The 17,337-nt window shown below is 65.7% G+C and carries 17 protein-coding genes; 6 read left to right on the top strand and 11 right to left on the bottom strand.

From position 1 onward, the window contains the following. Positions 1 to 29: 29 nt before the first annotated feature. Positions 30 to 377 (top strand): YciI family protein, encoded by a 348-nt coding sequence (locus tag ASD55_RS11710; protein ID WP_056718254.1) that lies wholly within the window; start codon positions 30 to 32, stop codon positions 375 to 377. Then, positions 378 to 1,628, top strand: coding sequence for a DUF6596 domain-containing protein (locus ASD55_RS11715; RefSeq protein ID WP_056766330.1), 1,251 nt, complete (start codon positions 378 to 380; stop codon positions 1,626 to 1,628). It abuts the gene before it with no gap. Between the two features lie 109 nt (positions 1,629 to 1,737). Here ASD55_RS11715 and ASD55_RS11720 read toward each other — a convergent pair whose 3' ends face one another. Continuing rightward, the gene (locus ASD55_RS11720; RefSeq protein WP_056766331.1) at positions 1,738 to 2,286 is read right to left on the bottom strand and encodes a YdeI/OmpD-associated family protein; all 549 of its coding nucleotides are present in this window, start codon (positions 2,284 to 2,286) and stop codon (positions 1,738 to 1,740) included. Between the two features lie 87 nt (positions 2,287 to 2,373). Between ASD55_RS11720 and ASD55_RS11725 the strand changes: the two genes are divergently transcribed. Continuing rightward, a complete protein-coding gene (locus ASD55_RS11725; protein WP_056766334.1) occupies positions 2,374 to 2,793 on the top strand; it encodes a hypothetical protein in 420 nt (139 codons plus the stop codon). Positions 2,794 to 3,067: 274 nt separating this feature from the next. Here ASD55_RS11725 and ASD55_RS11730 read toward each other — a convergent pair whose 3' ends face one another. From ASD55_RS11730 to ASD55_RS11740, 3 genes are all read right to left on the bottom strand, one after another. After that, complete coding sequence (locus ASD55_RS11730; RefSeq protein ID WP_056766336.1) at positions 3,068 to 3,496, bottom strand: DUF1801 domain-containing protein; 429 nt, start codon at positions 3,494 to 3,496, stop codon at positions 3,068 to 3,070. Between the two features lie 185 nt (positions 3,497 to 3,681). Then, positions 3,682 to 4,026: a YciI family protein gene (locus ASD55_RS11735; RefSeq protein ID WP_007806013.1), complete on the bottom strand. Its 345-nt coding sequence runs from the start codon at positions 4,024 to 4,026 to the stop codon at positions 3,682 to 3,684. A gap of 87 nt (positions 4,027 to 4,113) precedes the next feature. Beyond that, positions 4,114 to 5,022 carry a LysR substrate-binding domain-containing protein gene (locus tag ASD55_RS11740; RefSeq protein ID WP_056766337.1) on the bottom strand — a complete coding sequence of 303 codons (909 nt, stop codon included), beginning with the start codon at positions 5,020 to 5,022 and terminating at the stop codon, positions 4,114 to 4,116. 106 nt (positions 5,023 to 5,128) lie between these two features. Between ASD55_RS11740 and ASD55_RS11745 the strand changes: the two genes are divergently transcribed. Then, positions 5,129 to 5,647: a lipocalin-like domain-containing protein gene (locus tag ASD55_RS11745; RefSeq protein ID WP_056766339.1), complete on the top strand. Its 519-nt coding sequence runs from the start codon at positions 5,129 to 5,131 to the stop codon at positions 5,645 to 5,647. 75 nt (positions 5,648 to 5,722) lie between these two features. On the opposite strand, the gene ASD55_RS11750 is transcribed toward ASD55_RS11745, so the two are convergent. The 7 genes from ASD55_RS11750 to ASD55_RS11780 form a co-directional block, all read right to left on the bottom strand. Beyond that, positions 5,723 to 7,804, bottom strand: coding sequence for an alkaline phosphatase D family protein (locus tag ASD55_RS11750; protein ID WP_056766342.1), 2,082 nt, complete (start codon positions 7,802 to 7,804; stop codon positions 5,723 to 5,725). A gap of 185 nt (positions 7,805 to 7,989) precedes the next feature. Next, positions 7,990 to 8,793: a hypothetical protein gene (locus ASD55_RS11755; protein ID WP_157598959.1), complete on the bottom strand. Its 804-nt coding sequence runs from the start codon at positions 8,791 to 8,793 to the stop codon at positions 7,990 to 7,992. Positions 8,794 to 9,027: 234 nt separating this feature from the next. Beyond that, positions 9,028 to 10,026, bottom strand: coding sequence for an alpha/beta hydrolase (locus tag ASD55_RS11760; protein ID WP_162248788.1), 999 nt, complete (start codon positions 10,024 to 10,026; stop codon positions 9,028 to 9,030). Positions 10,027 to 10,276: 250 nt separating this feature from the next. Further along, entirely contained in the window at positions 10,277 to 12,739 is a 2,463-nt protein-coding gene (locus tag ASD55_RS11765) for a hypothetical protein (protein ID WP_157598961.1), read from the bottom strand. Positions 12,740 to 13,093: 354 nt separating this feature from the next. Then, complete coding sequence (locus ASD55_RS11770; RefSeq protein WP_082542755.1) at positions 13,094 to 13,897, bottom strand: DUF3667 domain-containing protein; 804 nt, start codon at positions 13,895 to 13,897, stop codon at positions 13,094 to 13,096. Positions 13,898 to 14,103: 206 nt separating this feature from the next. Beyond that, positions 14,104 to 14,679 (bottom strand): hypothetical protein, encoded by a 576-nt coding sequence (locus ASD55_RS11775; protein WP_056766351.1) that lies wholly within the window; start codon positions 14,677 to 14,679, stop codon positions 14,104 to 14,106. Positions 14,680 to 14,969: 290 nt separating this feature from the next. Next, positions 14,970 to 15,563, bottom strand: a complete 594-nt coding sequence (locus ASD55_RS11780) for a TetR/AcrR family transcriptional regulator (protein WP_056766354.1) — start codon at positions 15,561 to 15,563, stop codon at positions 14,970 to 14,972. A 129-nt stretch (positions 15,564 to 15,692) separates the two neighbouring features. On the opposite strand from ASD55_RS11780, the gene ASD55_RS11785 reads away from it, so the two are divergent. Together ASD55_RS11785 and ASD55_RS11790 are read left to right on the top strand one after the other, a co-directional pair. Beyond that, positions 15,693 to 16,235, top strand: coding sequence for a DUF308 domain-containing protein (locus ASD55_RS11785; protein WP_157598962.1), 543 nt, complete (start codon positions 15,693 to 15,695; stop codon positions 16,233 to 16,235). A 93-nt stretch (positions 16,236 to 16,328) separates the two neighbouring features. Beyond that, positions 16,329 to 16,868, top strand: coding sequence for a nuclear transport factor 2 family protein (locus ASD55_RS11790; protein ID WP_056766493.1), 540 nt, complete (start codon positions 16,329 to 16,331; stop codon positions 16,866 to 16,868). The last annotated feature ends 469 nt before the right edge of the window (positions 16,869 to 17,337 follow it).

The following is a 17,337-nucleotide window of genomic DNA, read 5'->3' on the forward strand; positions in this document are numbered from 1 at the left end:
CCGCCGATCACTCACTGTGGAGAACTTCGATGCAATATCTGTTGATGCTGTATGGAAACGAGGGCAGCTGGTCGCAGATGACCCCGGCCGAACAGGCTCAGGGCGTCGCCGCCTATGCGGCCTACACGCAGGCACTGAAGACCGGTGGCGCGCTGGTCGGCTCGAACCGCCTGCAGAACAGCACGACCGCCACCACCGTGCATGTCGCCGACGGCAAGTCGCAGGTGCTGGATGGACCGTACGTGGATTCCAAGGAGCAACTGGCCGGCTATTACCTGATCGATGTGCCGGACCTGGATGCGGCGCTGGCCTGGGCCGCGCGCTGCCCCGGAGCCAGCCACGGCACGATCGAAGTGCGGCCGGTCTGGAGCATGTAGTTGGAAGCCGCGGCGCAGGCGCGCCGTACTGCAGACGCCGTGGCGCGTCGCAGCTACGGCAAGCTGATCGCGTTCCTGGCCGCCGCCATGCGCGACGTGGCGGCGGCCGAGGATGCGTTGTCCGAGGCATTCGCCTCCGCGCTGGCGGACTGGCCGCGCAACGGCTGTCCCGCCAACCCGGAGGCATGGTTGCTGACCGTGGCCCGGCGCAAGGGCATCGATGGCATTCGCCGCCGCCGCAGTGGCGAAGCGGTCGCCGCACAGCTGCAGCTTCTGGCGGAGATCGACGACAACGCAACGGCGATCGCGGATGACGAGGCCATCCCCGACCAGCGCCTCGCGCTGCTGTTCGCCTGCGCCCATCCGGCGATCGACGCGGGCATCCGCGCACCGCTGATGTTGCAGGCCGTGCTGGGGCTGGATGCGAAGACGATCGCCTCGGCGTTCCTCGCGTCACCCGAGGCCATGGGCAAACGCCTGGGCCGGGCGAAACAGAAGATCCGCGAAGCGGGCATTCCGTTCGCCATCCCCGCGCGCGACGAGCTGGCCGGACGGCTGGATGGCGTGCTGGATGCGATCTACGCTGCTTACGCGGAAGGCTGGAGCGATCCCGGCGGCACCGACCTGGTCCGTCGCGACCTCACGGCCGAAGCGCTGTTCCTCGCCGACCTGGTGGCCCGGCTGCTGCCGCAGGAACCCGAGGCGCTGGGTCTGCTGGCCTGCCTGCTGCATGCGCAGGCCAGGTGTGGTGCACGCCGCAACGCGGCGGGCGACTACGTGCCGCTGGCCGAGCAGGATGTCGCGCTGTGGGACAACGCGATGATCGACGAGGCGGAAGCCCTGCTGCTGCGCGCCAGCACGCTGGGCCGCATCGGCCGGCATCAACTCGAAGCCGCGCTGCAGTCGGCGCATGTCGAGCGCCGCCGCAGCGGGCGCACCGACTGGACGCCCGAAGTGCAGATCTACGATGCGCTGCTTGCGCTCTCCGGCTCACCGGTGGTCGCGCTCAACCGCGCGCTGGCCATCGCCGAACTGCAAGGTCCGCCCGCTGCGCTGGATATCCTGGAAACACTCGCCGCCGACGGGCGGCTGCTGCAATACCAGCCTTACTGGGCAGCACGCGCGGCCTTGCTGGCCCGAACCCATGCCTATCCCGAAGCCCGCGACGCGTTCGACATGGCGATCGGCCTGGCCAGCGACCCCGCCGTCCGCCGTTTCCTGCAGGAACGCCAGGCCGCGCTGCCGCGCTGAATTCAGCGCGAGGCAACCGCCGAGCCCGCGGCCTTCCCGCGCATGCAGGCGGATCTTCCTGATGCGTCACTGCATCGAGGCCATCCGCAATCCGTGCCGCGCCAACGCCTCATTCGGCCGCCTTCGGCGCACTGAAAGCCTTGCTGTAGATGCCCGAGCGATCGAAGCAACAGGCGCGACGCTTGCCGCTGGCAAGCATGTCGCAGGCCGTGTGGATGCGTCGTTCGCGCGTCTCCGCCTTCTTGCCCGAGCTGATCCAGTGAATCCAGTCCCGACGTGCCACGGGCGTGATGTCGTTCCAGGACGCAAGAGCCGCGGGCTGGGCGGCGAGTGCCTTGCGCAGATCGGCGGGCAGCTTCGGCTCCGGCTCCACCTCGACCGGTGCGAACGCCAGCTGGATCGTGTCACCCACGGCGATCCCGGCGGCTTCCCGAAGAGCCTGTTCCACCTGGAGCCAGTGGCTGCCCTGTCCGTCCGGCTCCAGCGTGGCCTGGAACGGATGGCCGTCTAGCAGTCCGTCCACCGTCACCATGCTGCGTGTCGGCAGCTTCGCGCTCGCTGCCGTCGGCAGCACCACGAACGCCCAGCTCGCGTCTTTCGGAATCGCAGGGCGCAGCAGCTTCGCCTTGCATCGGATCGTGTCGGCGGAATGATTCATGGCCAGGGATGGTAGCCGAGGGTCACAGGCCATGCCGAGCGGAGTTCATGCTCCGACACCTTTGCGCTACCTTTACCCGGATCAGCGATGCACGAGGCAGACGCCATGACCCACGACGCCAAACCCTGCGCCAGCCGCGTGCCTCCTCCGCGGGTGCCGCCGGTTTTCATCGAGGGCATGCGTTATGCCCAGGTTTCCGGCGCGCTTGAAACGGATGGCCAGATCGGCGGCATGCTCGCCGCGTGCGACGCCTCCCATCGCGAAGTGTGGCGGCTGAAGGTCTACGAAAATCCGCGTCGTCCCGAGCTGGAAGGCGACGTGCAGGACGTGTGGTTCCGCTCGCTGCGCGTCGAAGGCGGCAAGCTGCTGATCGAGAACGAACGCGGAGAACGGTTCGAGGTCGATCCCGCGACACGACAGGTCTGCCGCCGTCCGGCACCGGCCGCCGCACCCCGGTCCGACATCGATCCGCTTTCAGGCCAGCCGCGCATCCACCAGCCCGGGTGATCACCAGCGGGACACGGGGCAGCTGCACTTCTCTGTTCTGTCGCCAGGAGGTGCGTCCGCCGCATGCACGCCGGCACCAGCGGCCTCGACCAGCACAGCGAAACGTCGCCGGTCCGACGATTCAGAGCCTGTGAAGAAAACCACTTCCTGTGGTTTTCTTCTATCGCACGTCCGGTACATGCCCGGACGTGCTCACGTGAATCAGTCACTTGCGTGACCGATCCACGTCCGGCCATCCATGGCCGGGCTTCGAGGTTGAAAAAATCGCAACCTCTCAGTGCTTCTTCCCGCCGAAACCGGGAATGGCCGTGGCCTGTTGCATCCACGCGGCGACCTGGCGTTCGTCGAGTTCCTCCACCGACGCGAGGTCCACGCCGCGCGAGTCCTTGCCCATCCCGATCGGCTTGACCGGCGGCACGGGCTGCAGCGAGGTGCCGCGGCCGAAGGTGAGCTTGACGTGGCCGATGAAACCGCCGCACGAGAAGCACCAGCCATCGCCGACGCCGTACCACGCCATGCCCCACTTCACCGAACGCTTCAAGTCCGGCAAGGTCCTGGCCGCCAGGGCATCGACGGATTCGGCGATGCCGCGTTGCGGTTGCGGCAGGCTGCGGATATAGGCAAAAACCGGCTCGTCCCCGTCCCTGGCCTTCGCCGAGCTCGCGCGGCCGGTCATGGCTGCCAGCAGCTTCGTGGCGACCACGGGCTCCGCCGCACGCCTGCCAGGTTCGCCCGCCTTCGCCCCTGCCCTGGCGACCCGGCTGGCCTTGGCCTTTGCTGCCACCTTGTCACTTGTCTTCCCGGCATCGACTGCGCGTGTCATTTCATGCCTCCCACAAACAAGAAAGGGCCAGAGTGCGGTGGCCCGTCCGTCGCATTTCTTCCGGGCTACGACTTGAACCGGCGAACTTCCTGGGGCCAGCCGCAGGCTTCGGCCAGCTTGCCGGCCCATCGCCTCGCCGCTGCCTCGTCGGCCACGTCGATCGCGGCGAATCCGCCCAGAAACTGCGGATTCCGCACGTAGGGCCCGTCGCTGAATCTCAACGTGCCGCCGGTCGCATCCGCGGTGAAGGCCGCGTCCGGATCCTCCTCCAGCCCCCCGGCATACAGGTAGACTCCGGCCGCCTTCATTTCCTCCACCACCGCCCTGGCCAGCGGACCGCGCGTCGCGAACCACGCTTCGGAATGCTCGCCGACCCACGCCTGGTTGAAGTAGATCAGGTATTCGCTCATGCCATGTCTTCCGGTTGCGCAGTCGTGGCTGCCTTCCTGTTCACGACGAACAGAAGCTGGCCATTTCGACAACGCGGCGACACCTTGTCAGCGGTCGCCTGGGCCGCTTCCCTTCCTCGTCGTCCGGCCCAGGTGCAGCTGCGCCTGCTCCATCACGGCTTGCCGCAGCCGGGTCAGCGCTGCCGACGGCGCGCCGGGAGCGGTGTGCAGGCACAGCTCCACGCCCGGCAGCGGCGGCAGGCCGTGCTGCGGGCCCAGGCGCATCAGCGTGGGCGGAAGATCGGCGGCCGTGCGCACGGTGATGCCCAGCCCCGCGCCCACGCCCGCCCACAGGCTGTGCAGGCTGGCGGTGACGAAGGCCGGTCGCCACGCGATGCCGGCCCGATCCAGCGCAGCCGTGCCGGCCTGGCGGAAGAAGCACGGCGGCCGATAGAGCGCCAGGTCCAGCACGCTGTCGGGCCGCACGAGTTTGCCCGTGCCTTTCGGTCCGATCCAGCTCATCGGCAGCGTGGCCAGGTGTTCGGCGTCCGCGCGAGCGCCCTGGTTCATGGCCAGCACCAGGTCGAGCTCGCCGCGGTCGAGCCGTTCGAGCAGCCGCCGGTTGGGTTCGACCAGCACGTCCACGCGCACCGCCGGATAGGCCTGGCGGAACTGGCCCAGCGCCGCCGGCAACCACGACTCGGCGAAATCGCCCGGCAGGCCGAAACGCACCGTGCCCTCGATCGCCGCACCACGCACCGCATGCACGGCCTCGTCGTTGAGCTCCAGGATGCGCCGCGCGTACGCCTGCACCCGATCACCCGCCTCGGTCAGCACCACGCGGCGACCCTGCTTGCGAAACAGCGGTTCGCCCAGTTGAGCTTCCAGCTTGCGCATCTGCTGGCTGATCGCCGACGGCGAGCGACCGATCCGCTCCGCGGCACGGGCCAGACCGCCCAGGCGCAGGATCGCCACCAGGCTGCGCAGTGCATCCATGTCGAGGTTGGGGAGCGGCATCGGTAAGTAATTCGAAAGTATCGTCCTCGAATTATTCGCTTTTTCCGCAGGCTTTCAAACCCTACGATCGGTGCAGCCTCCCCCCGATTCGACAGAGGAAAACCCCATGAACCCGCGCCGCCGCTTCTCCCGTCTTGCCGCCATCGCCTGCCTGCTGCCCGGCCTGGCCTGCTCCGCCGGCACTCCGGCAAACGACACCCATGGCGAAATTTCGCTGGCCGGAACCTGGACCCTGGTGGCGGCCGACGTGCTGCATCCGGATGGCTCGCGTTCGCGCGACTACGGCGACGCGCCGAAAGGCCTGCTGCTGATCGACCACGCGGGGCATTACTCGCTGCAGCTCTACCGCAGCGACCGCCCCCGCTTTGCCGACCCGAGCAAGGCCAGGGCGACCGCGCCGGAATACCAGGCAGCCGTGATGGGCTCGAGCACCCACTACGGCACGGTCGCGGTCGAACCGGACCACCATCTGGTGTTCCGCATCGAAGGCGCCTCCTTTCCCAACTGGGAGGGACAGCAGCAGAGCCGCAGCTTCGAGTTGCGCGGCGACACGCTCAGCTACCGGGTGCCGCCGCGTCCGGACGGCAACGTGCCCATCTCGGTCTGGCGGCGCATCGGCGACTGAGCCACACGACAACACCAGTCACCGACAGCTACGGAGTTGTTCCCGGCATGTTGTTCCGTCTTCTCGTGCGGGTTTTCACACCGCCAGGCCCGGATCGCCCTCCACCATCGTCTGCCGCATCCGCGGACGCTCGCCGGCTTGCCACAGCGGCACTTCGTGGCGGACGCGATAGCGCAGCGGGCCGCCGTCCGGGCTCGGGTTGCGCTCGATCGGGCGCGGGATGCAGACGAAGTCGGTGGCCATCGTGCTGGCGTCGACGCGAATGGTCGCGTAGCCGTGGCCGCCCATGTCGACGAAGGCAAGGTGCGGGGCCAGCTCGGGATTGCTGACGGCGTGCGCCTTCTTGAGGTCGCCGCTCCTGGCGAACTCCAGCGCCGAGCGCACGCCGTGATGCATCAGCAGGTTGACGGTGGCCTGCGTTGGTCCGTCGCCCGGATTGGCGACATACAACGGACGCAGCGGATCGTCCTTTTTCAGGTTGTGCTCGGAGGCTTCGAGCATCCCCGGTGAAATCAGCGAACCGCCCACGAAGGTGACGCCCACGGGCTCGAACGCGGCGGGCGGCAAGGCCTTGGCCGCGTAGCCGGCCCAGAAGCTGTGGCGGTCGCCGGAGACGATGGCGAAACCGGTGATGCCCTCGTTACGCACGGTGTCGAAGATCTCCGCGCGTTCGTGGTACGCGCCGCCCCAGTCGCTGGTGGCCATCACGGCATAACCTTCGCCGGACCATGAGCCGATTGCGGGCGGAAGGTGCTGCGGGTCCACGCGCCAGTCGGGCGTGCCCAGCGAATTGCCCCAGATCTTCCAGGTGGCTTGCGCGCCGCGCAGGCGTTCGAGGAACCAGGCTTTCTGCTTCGCCCCCAGCAATGTCTGCGCCGCTTCGCCGGCGCGGTAGTTCGCCACGCTCTTGCCGCGGAAGGACAGCTTCGCCGGCGGATGGCCGCCGGCATAGTCGCGGCCGCCGTCGATCTGCATCGCCAGTTCCTCGGGCACCCAGCCCAGCTTGTCGCCTTCGAACAGCGGGTTGATCTCGTCGTGCGACCCCGGGTCGCGCGAGCGGAAGCTGTGCTGGTCGGTGAGGATCAGGTCGATGTGCCGGCCCCAGCGCAGGGCGCGATAGACGACCAGGCTGTTGATGGCGGCGAGGTTGTTGGCTTCGCGCCCCAGTCCGTCGTCGTCGAACTCGGTAACCAGCATATCGACGACGTGCGGCGCGGCGAAGCTGTCCAGGCTGGCGCCCGGTGCCGCGACCCGCGCGGGCTGGTATTCGAACCAGGCCTGGTTGGCCGCCACCTTGAGCGTCTGCGCGGGCACCCAGCCCTCCGTGCCGGGGAACTCCTGGATCGACTGCCAGCCCTGCCAGGAGAATTCGTGGTTGTCCCACACCGCCATGAACGGCCAGCGCGCACGCGCATCCTGCAGGTCCGGGTCCTGCAGGTAGCCGTGGTAGAGGGCGCGGTAATCCTCCAGCGAGGCCGGCACCCAGTAACGGTTGTTGGCGACCGTCTTGCCTGTCGGGTAGTGCACCGGGAACGTGATGCGGCGGTCGTAGCGATGGCCGTCCCTGACCTGGTCAGGGTATTGCACGACCTCGTAGACGAAGTCGCCCAGGTGCAGCACGAAGCCGATGCGGTCTTCGGGCGCGGCGCGCTCGTCTTCGAAGATCATCCGTCGATACGCATTCAGGGCGCCTTCGCACACGTCCTGGCAACTGACGAAGGCGAAGCGTGCCGGTCGCGCGTCGTCCGGCGCGGGGGCCGTGATCGTGCGGCCAATGCGGCTGCCGTTGCCCTCCTCGTCCACGAAGCGATACCAGTATTCGCGGGCCGACGGCAGCTGGCCGACCAGCACCCGGCAGGTCCAGTCGGACGCCGCCGACACCCGCGCGGCCGTGGTCGCGATCACCTGGGTGAAGGCCGGGTCCTGCGCCACCTCGACCCGCAACGTGGCGCTGGTGCGCCCATCCGCATACGGGCGCCGCGTCCACAGCAGGACGCTGTTGTCATCCGGATCGCCGGAGGCGACACCTTGCGGATATAGCTCCCGGCGCTCGCGCCAGCCGCTCGACGACGGACGCAACGGCGTGCAACCCAGGGCCAGCGCCGCACCCAGCGTGGCGGAAAGCTTCAGGAACTGTCGGCGGTCCATGGTCGGCATGACGTCTCTCCCCCGCAGCGGATCGTGGTGATCGGTGCGGGGAATGCTGGACCTGACAGCGGGCCGAGGGAGTGTGCCGGAAGTACCGGGAGGCACTGGAGCTCGCCACCACGAACAGGCGGTGGCGAGCAACTTTCATTGGCCATGTCCCTTCAGGTCGGCGTCGCTATTGAAGCCCGCGAGCACTACACCGGAAAGTACCGATCGACGTCCAGCGCCTTGATCCCCGAGGGATGCGCCTGCGCCTGGTAATTCTCGATCGCAGGGTCGTCGTGGGCGCGGCAATTGAGGTAGCGATAGGACGACGCGACTTTCGGGATCGCCTTGTCGAACACGCTTTTGCAAACGCTGCATTGCCGCTTGCAACCATACAGCGCCAATGTGCCACGCACACTGTCGGGCACCCGACTCAAGGCCGCGAGCAGCTTCTGCTCAGCATGCTCGTTATCCCCCGAACCCACGGTACCTTCGTAGTTGCCGGTGACAAAAACGATGCCCGAGACAGCTGGCGCCGTGCCCGACCCCGGTGGCTGCAGCGCGTAGCCGACGGGCTTCTTGCCGGCAACTGGCAAGGCGCCAAGGGCAGGCGGATAGGTCAGGTCACGCTTGGCCCCCGCATCGTCGAGGCCGGCAAGTTCGGCGAGCAGAATTTCCGCGGGTGAACCCGGCGGCACGAAAATCTCCTTCGCGCCGAGCTTCATGCGTTTGAAGACGCGTGTCTGGCAGGCCTCGACATGCTCGATGAGTGCCTCCGGCGTCCCGATCAGCAGCTTTTCGAGTATGGCTTTCTGCAGCACGGTGTCGGCATCGTCGTTGTTGGCGACCCACAGCGCATCGCGCACGAAGAGTATCTGCGTCTCCTGCAGATTGCCGCCGCCACTGATCTTCGGTGCTCCCGGTCCCATCAGATAACGCAGGTCGCCATCCGCCTTGACCCGTGCGGCAGCGAGGTTGAGGTACAGGGCCACCTGGTTCATTGAGTAAGCCATGGGAATCCTTTCGATGGTCGAAAATCACGAGACGGCAGTACAGCCCGCGCAGGAGTATCGAGCAAAAGGCGCGCCGCGGTCGATCAGCGATTTGTTGCGCCATGGCCCCTGAAGACTCGCGATCAAAGGGCGCGATCAGGTAGAAGAATCCATCCCGGAAGGAGTCAGCTTCGCGGGCAGGCGAGACTGCCCGATTACTCCGTGTACCGAGCGGCTCCGCCGATCGCACTCTCGTCAATGGCCGTCCAAACCATCGCGCAGCGCCTCGGCGAACGCCTGCGGCTGGTCGATCCAGGCGCAGTGCCCGGCATCACGGATGACGCGAAGGCGGATCTTTCCCCCCAGGGCGGACCACAAGTGGGCCGACGGATCGAGATAGTCGCTGTCGCCCTGGATGACGGTGATCGGCACCGGGTGCGCCGCGATCGCCGGACGCACGTCCCAGGCAGGCATGCTCGCGGCAATCGCCGCGCCCGCCGCGTGGTTGTAGTAGATGCCGCCGCTGGTGAGCTGGCGCCAGCGCTCCACGTGCACCAGGTCCAACGGCGCGTTGTAGCGAATGCGCAAGCGCATCCTCGCCTGCCGCGGTGTGTCGCGGCCCTTGTCCGACGGCAGGCCGGCCTCGGCCAGCGCCCGCGCGATGGCGTCTTCGCGCGACATCATGGCGGTTTCCCGCTGGTCCAGCGCCTTGTCATAGGCATCCGCCATGGCCTTGTCCATCACCGGTGGCAGGGAGCCGGCCAGAACCAGGCGCTCCACGTGCGCGGGATGGGCCCGGTAATAGGCCATGGCCAGCAGGCTGCCGAACGAGTGCCCGAACAGCACCAGCCGATCGCGGCCCAGCGCGACGCGCAACGCCTCCAGGTCATCCACCATCTGGCGCATGGTCAGCTTGGCCTCGGTTCCCGCCGGCACCGGCGACAGGACGCTGCCGCGCTGGTCGTACAGGACGAAGGCATGCTGTTCCAACTGCGGGCGCAAGGCGTCGATGATGTAGTGGAAATCGCGCCCCGGACCGCCATGCAGGAACACCACCGGCGAACCCTGCCCGATCTCGGTCACGAACAACTTCGCCACATGATCCGTCGTCGGCAGATACCAGGCGTTCTGCTGCACCTGGTTGAAGACATCGCGCTCCCCTGGCTGCGCCGTCCCGTCAACGTCGGCCGCATTCGCGGCGGAGCATGCGAGGCCGGCAGCCAGAAGCAAGGCCAGAGGACGAAGTACGCGCATGGCTGCCATCCTTCATGAAGACGGAACGAGGTTATGGCGACAGGTGGTGGCAAGCAAACGCCACAAGTCATTGGTTGCCTGGCTGCTGTGTTCCAACGCAGGAAGCACGGCATGGCGCGCTGGCCTCGCATCGCTACGGACGATCGCAAGTCGCAGACAAGCAGAAAGGCCAGCTCTCATTGCCGCGCCTGACACGCCATTGCACGCCAGGCGAGACATCAACAAAGCCGCCCACGCGGCCGTGCGGAACCTAGGGCGAACCGAGCGCAGTGCTGCTGCCGCTGTTGCGGGCTGACATGAAGATCTGCGAAGTGCCCGCGCACCACGCCTGGCTCCAACTGGCGCCGGGCGCCAGGCCCCAACGTGCGCTGCAATCCCACCCGTTGGGCGTCATCGAGCACATGCGTACGTCCACTGGCGAAGAGCACTGGTTGGTGACCGAGGCCGACGTGCCCTTGCCACACGCATGATTGGGGCCGACGATCGGCCGGCTCACGCAGGTGTTGGCATCGGTCAGCGTGGACGCCGTGCCTGCAGCTGCGGCCGACGCCCTCTGCGCCTGGTGTTGCGCCTGCATCTGGGCCCGGGCCTCGGCCTGGGCCTGGCGTTGCGCCTGCTGCTGCGCCTCGAACTGGCGTGCGATCTCGTACTGGCGCTGGGTGGCCTGGCGCGCGTTCTCGACCTCACGCTGGCGCTGCTCCGCCTGGGCTGCCTGTTGCGCGTACTGCTGTTGCAGCCGGTACTGCTCCTGCTGGGCCTGGACCCGCGCCGTGGTTTCGTTGAGGCGCGCGATGGAGTCCGCCAGCCCCTGCTCGGCGGCCGACGCCGTCGCATTCCAGGCGGCAGCCTTGCGGGCGCGCTCGGCCTCGAACTCCGCATCGTCCTCGGCCTCCTGCTGCTGCCGCGCCAACTCCTGCGCTGCCATCGCTTCTCGTTCGGCCTGCAGGCGCCGTTGCTCTGCCTCCGCTGCAAGCCGCGCCTCTTCGCGGCGACGCGCCTGCCACTGCTGCCATTGGGCGATCCATTCGGGCGTGCCGGGAACGTCGTAGGACTTGACGATGATGGTCCATGCCCCATCCCTGAAGGCCTGCTTGGTCCACTGGATCCCACCGTCGGGCAGCGCCTGTAAAAGCGAGCGCGACCTGAGGCCGTTCGGCTGCAACGCCGATATCTTCGTGACATCCCCATTTTCGATGGCCACCTCAAGCACGTAGGCGACCTTGGGATCGAGCGGCACGCCAATCACCTTCTGGCGCTTGGCATTCCACCGGAAGACGTCGACAGCAGGGCCTTCCTCGCCTGCGGTGATGCGCTTCCACACGAGCTCCGTCTCGGGGACGGCCCACGCATACACGTAGCCCTTGTCGGGCGAACCGGGCGGATCACGCTCAGGCTCGGTCCTGAAAACGAATTGTGGCTGGTCGACCAGCCTGGCCATCAGGCCCAGGTGCGCCGACAGCCGCTCTTGCGGCGGCGCTTTTTTCGCCGCGCTTTTCTTGCTGGCGGCGGCGCCCTTCTTCGCGGCCGGTTTTTCGGGCGCCGGCTCGTGGATTTCGATGGCGATGCCATCGGCCTGCCGCTTCGCAATCAGCGCCACGAGTGCGTCGCAGAAGCGGCTCTTCCGCTCCGTCGCGGACGCGCACATGTCCTCGAAGCTGCCCTGCAGCGAGGCATCGAAGTCGGACAACGCCGGGGCGGAAGGAGCCGCCTCGGTGGGCGTCGCGCCGCCAGCCGCAGCGACGGCGGGTGCCTGCTCCGCCTTGCCGGCCCCTGGCGCGGCAACGGTAGCGGGCGAGGCGGGCGCCGCCGGCGTAGCCTGCGCCAAGCGAGCCGTCGGCGGCGGCAAGGTGCCCGCCAGGCGTTGCATCTCCCATGACTTCGTGACCACGCCGTCGCGCAACGTCACGTGGTCGTAGGCGACCCCGCCTTCCTGCAACGACACACGGAAAGGCTCCGCACCCTTCGTTGTCCAGACTACCGACCCGTCGGGCTGCACGGTGCCCTCGCGCACGCCCTTGCCGTCCTCGGTGACGTAACGCAACGCGCCGGCGCCTGCGATGGTGATGAATGCCTTGCCCCACACGTCGCCGCGGTCCTCGACGAGCGTGTCCTTGTCGCGCCACGACCAGCGATAGAACAGGTTACGGCCAGCACTCATGTCCGCCCCGGCCAGTCGCGCGTACACGCCCCAGGCCATCGGATCGGCCGGTGCCGGCGTGGGCTCCGCGTCCGGAATCAATTCGAAGCGCGAGTCCGCCGTTGCCGCGGCAACCGACGCTATCGCCCCTTTGCGCAGCTTCACCCTGCGCATCTCGATAACGCCGTCCGCGGCAAGCGAGACGCGGTAAGGCATCTTGAGCAGACCCGAGCCAGCCCACAGCACGCTGCCGTCGTTCTGCAACGTGCCCAGCCACTCTTTGTGCATATACGAGCTGACCAGACGCAGCTGGCCGGGACCTGGCCCAGGCGTAATCACGTTGCTGTAGTCCAGCGTGCCGCTGCCACGCAGGACAAACTCCTCGACCAGTTCCGCGCCCGGCTTCGCCCAGTGCCAGCGCACGATATACGTCTGGGCGCGTCGCTGTGTCCCGGCGACATTGGCATACGGGCCCCAGACAGCAGGATCTGCCGGCGCCTGCGCCAGTGCGGCCAGACTGGCGAGACACAGGAACAGAGCCGCGATGCGGCTCGCGAGACGAGCAATGGCTGGCATGAAATCCCCCCGGATACGCGACGAAAGATAGCATCGCGGCCGGCCGGAAGACCATCCGGGTGGCAGCTATTGCGGCACCGTCCAGGGAAGGCTCGGCTGCGCCCACGGCGGGCCAACGCACAGCATGAGGCTCAATTTGCCACGTCCCTTTTTGGCTGTGCTTCGGGGAGGCACCCGATGGTCACGCGACCACGACCTGCAACGGGTGGACTTGACTGTCTCCGTTCCGGTTTCAGCAGCAAAAGAACAAAGGGGTCAGGTTCATTAAAACTTCCAGTTAAATGGACCTGATCCGTTATCTGCGGGGATGACGAGCTTGAGTCAGTGCCAGTCGTCCCTGGTGCGTTTTCCCTTTTAGCCAAGCATCGACATGGAGACCAATACAAACCCTGCGGCAGCAGAGATCAGAGAGCTGACCACCGTGAACAGGATGAAGCCCAGCAAGGCGCGCAGCGCGGTCTTCCAGCGCGAGGAGCTCTGGAAGTACTGCACCAGTGAAAAGACCAGATAGAAGAAGGCAAAGGGAACGACCCACATTTGCGCGCTTGGCAGCCACCTCTGGACGAGTACGGCAGCCGCCATGAAGATGAACGTCTGCACAGTCAGGAAGGCCGAGATCACCAGCCATTCGGGGTAGTTCAGCCCCCTGCCCTTGAATGCCAACCAGAAGGCCCCGGCCTGAAACGGCAGGAGAAGAAGCGTAAATGCAGCCAGGTGTGCATTGATCCAGTCTTTCACCTCAACTGCGGTCTTGGCCGACGCTGCAGCCGCTGCGCCTCCCTCAACCCCGATGCTGGAGCCCTCCACATAACCGGCGCCAGCCTGCAGGGAGGGGCCGATCAGATCGCCGCCCAGCAGAAACTTGCCAAGCAATACCACGAGCGCCGCCGAGATCATCAACAGCAACATCGGCTTGACCTGGTTGGCGCGCCGCCCTTCGATGTAGTCGCGCATCAAATGGCCCGGCCGCAGCATCAGCTCCTTGAGCGAATAGAAGATGCCCCGGTCCATGTGCAGCACACTGTGCTCCAGCTCATGCCCGAGGAAATGCCAATCGATGCGGTGTGCGGGCGTGGTTTGGCCGCAAGTGGGACAGAATTTCTGGTCAGGACCGGCAATGGCGCGATCGCAATTGGCGCAAGCGCCCGATTGAAGCATTCTCACTGTCTGCCGCCCCTTGGAGTGTCTTGCCCGATTTTTACACGAGCACGAACAGGAAGCGCGACCAGATCAAAGAAAAACCGCGTCTGATCACAGGGGGCGGAAGATCGGGTCAAACCGCACGGGGTCGGTTTCGCTTTCCCCTGCCAACGGGGTCATGCCAACGAGGCCAGCTCAACCTGACCCCGTCTCGCTGCTTTCCCTCAGGGAAGGCCTAGCCAACGCGGAGCGGCGGTCTGTGCTGCCTTCAAAGTCTCCGATCTGGACAGGCAGAAAATTCCCAGCAGGAGAAGCAGGAACGCAACGGACCACTCGCCGCTCGGCAGAAACGAAGTGGCCAACAGCAAATACGATAGGCCGCCGGCCAAGCCGGTTAGCAGATAGTAGAGCGCACCGAACAGACGCATCTCTCGCACCCTTTGCGCTGGATCAGCATGACGCCCTTCCCTCCAATGAATTTCGCCTGACACGGCATCCATGTCGAACAACTCCCAGCATTCAGACACATCGAGCAAGGCCCGTGAAGGATGGATGGTGCCCAACAGCCTTCGGATCACGGACGCAGGGAGATACGAGCCGGCAAGATGACGGACGGTCACCTCGAGCCACAGATCATCCTGCAAGCGCTGATGCGTCCAGGTCTCCAGAAAATCCTTGCGTTCGCCGAGCTTCGAGCGCCTAAGTTCAAACAGGGCCTTGACGATCGCCACGAACACCACGGCGATCACCACAGGTATCAGCAACCTTCCGCCGCTTGCCTTCAGAATTTCCTCGAACATCCCTGTGCGCTCCGAACAAGTAAGAAAGCCTCAGCCAAGCCATGACCAACTGTGGGGAAGCGCGCACGGACCACGCTTTCGAAATTGTCCCTGGCACCTTTTGCGGATGACAACGATCAACGTCGCCACCTGCATCTGCAGGGCGATGGCCAAGTCCTGCGTGGCCACTCAATAAGGAGACGGGAAAATATTCCAGTCCAACTCCCTTCGTCCCCTTTGTTCTGTTCGCTGTTCGCGACCAGACAGATTCCTGGCGAGCGAAGCGCGAGATGATCGATCCCGGCAGGGATCTATGACCGGATGGCTTCCGCATCCGCGCGGCGCAGGAGCTTGCCCAGCCCGCTTTCGACGATGTCGGCGAATACCTTGGGATCGCTGAAGGCCCGCGCGGTAAGCATGGCTCCGTACACCATCGACATGAACGATTCCGCTTCGAGCCGGGCCGAACCCTGCAGCTCGAACAATCCCATCTGCGCGCCCTTGGTCAAAACCGTTTCAAGCCATTTCGACAACTCGCGAAAATGCTCGCGCACATGCTCGGCCAGGTCGTCAGGCAGCGTGGGCAACTCGGTGGCCAGCATGCCGGCAACACAAAACGGGGCCGAAGCGTCCGCGATGCATTTTTCCCAGTAGCCGGTGTACGCACGCAGTTGTTTCGCCGGATCGAAGGTTCCGCTGGCGAGGATGCGCGTCTGTTCGACAATCAGATCGCGGGACTCATCCACCACGGCGCGGGCAAGATCGGCCTTGGTCGGGAAATGGTGGTGAATGCTCGCCTTGCGGACCTGCACCTGCTCGGCGACATCTGCATAGCTGAAGCCGTTGTAGCCCCGGGTCTGGATCAGGAACCGGGCCGAATCGACAAGTTTCTGCTGCGTGCTCATGTCCTGAATCTACCATTTAGTAGATAGCAAGTCATGCTGATACCACGGCAAGACCCGGCCATGGCTGGTAGTTGACACTTTAATCTACCTACTAGTAGGATGATTTTTCACTTGAACCGAGCAACACTCATGAACTCACTTCGAAACTTCTACTTTCTCCGCGCCGGCGCCGCCCTCCTCTGGGTGGCGCTGGTCTTCGCGTCAGCACCGGCACCGGTGCTTCTTGCAGGAGCGCTGCTCGTCGTCTATCCGGCCTGGGACGCCATCGCCAACATGCTTGATGCCCTGCGAAGCGGCGGACTCCAGGCCAATCCAGGACAAAAATTCAACGCCGTCGTCAGCATCGTCACCGCGGCCTGCATGGCGATCGCGTTCGCCCTGCACGGGAATGCCGGGGGCGTGCTGGTGTTCGGCGCGTGGGCTCTTCTTGCCGGACTCTTCCAGCTCGCCGTCGGTATTCGCCGACGCAAACTCGGTGGTCAGGTCTTCATGATGATCAGCGGCGTCCAATCCGCCCTGGCGGGTGTCGTGTTCATCGTCCAGGCTTTCGGCGTGGCCCCTGGCCTTCGCCAGCTCGCACCCTATGCAGCGTTCGGCGGACTGTACTTCCTGCTCTCGGCCTTGTGGCTGACTTTCAAGAAGTCGTCACCTGCGGGAGCCGCTGTTTCCTGAGGCACCCGGGTGGCACAGCACTTCCGATGAGCTCCCCAGGCACAACGATTCGCGAGCCATGGCAGCTCACGAACGACACGCACAGAGATGATCATGAAAACCGCAGACATGTCCGAGCTGGGGCGCAGGCTGCGCATCGTCGAGGACAAGCTCGCCATTCACGAACTTGTCGCATCGCATCCACCGAGCGCCGATACCGGAGCGGCCGACTACACGATATCGGTCTATCACGAAGACGGCGTGTTCGATCGTGGCCCGACGCTGGACGGCGCACGCGGCGCCAGGGAAATCGCCGCGTTCATCCAGAGGCCGGAGCACGCCGCAGCCATTCGCGGCGGGCTGGCCCACTTCAGCGGACTGCCTCTTGTCGACTTGCGGGGCGACGCCGCCGTGGTGACCTCCTACCTCATGATCGTTCACCTGGATCACGAGGGCGAACCACGCGGTTTGCCGAACCATGGCGAATCGACGGGCTATCGGATACACCGTGCCGTGGTGAATCGCTGGGAACTGGAGCGTCGTGACGGTCGATGGATCATCAAGAAGCGGACGCTCCTGCCCGTCGATGGATCCGACATCCACCAGCAATTGCTGCGTGATGGATTGACCGGAAAGCGAGACGGAGGAAGCTAGATCACCTCGGGACCTGGCATGCGCCTGCCTGCGCTGTCTCGCAGCACCGATGTTACGCGCCGCCGTGCGTCATCACACTGGGATACTCCGGCCATCGACTCGACCCAGAGGGACCAGGTTCATTTTCCCACGCCAGATTGAGCTGCGCGGAAGTGCGCCACGCCCGCCTTCCCGACAGCACTCGTTTCAACAGCCACCCAACCTGATGCGCCCCAACGCGGGAAGCACAGCATGGCGCGCAAGTCTCGTATCGACCTCCGCGGCATCCCACAACACGTGATTCAACGAGGCAATGACCGCCAAGCCTGGTTCGCGGCAGAAGCAGGCTACCGGCGCTATCTGCAGGAGCTGTGCGAAGCGTCATCCGTCCCCTTTGTTTCTGACTCCGTTTTGCCTGAACTTCTTGCGCCACCTCAGGTCGATGAGGGGACCTGCCCGGCGCCCCTTGCCCGGCCATCGACAGGAGACA

The sequence above is a fragment of the Rhodanobacter sp. Root561 genome (assembly GCF_001427365.1).
Taxonomy (GTDB): domain Bacteria; phylum Pseudomonadota; class Gammaproteobacteria; order Xanthomonadales; family Rhodanobacteraceae; genus Rhodanobacter.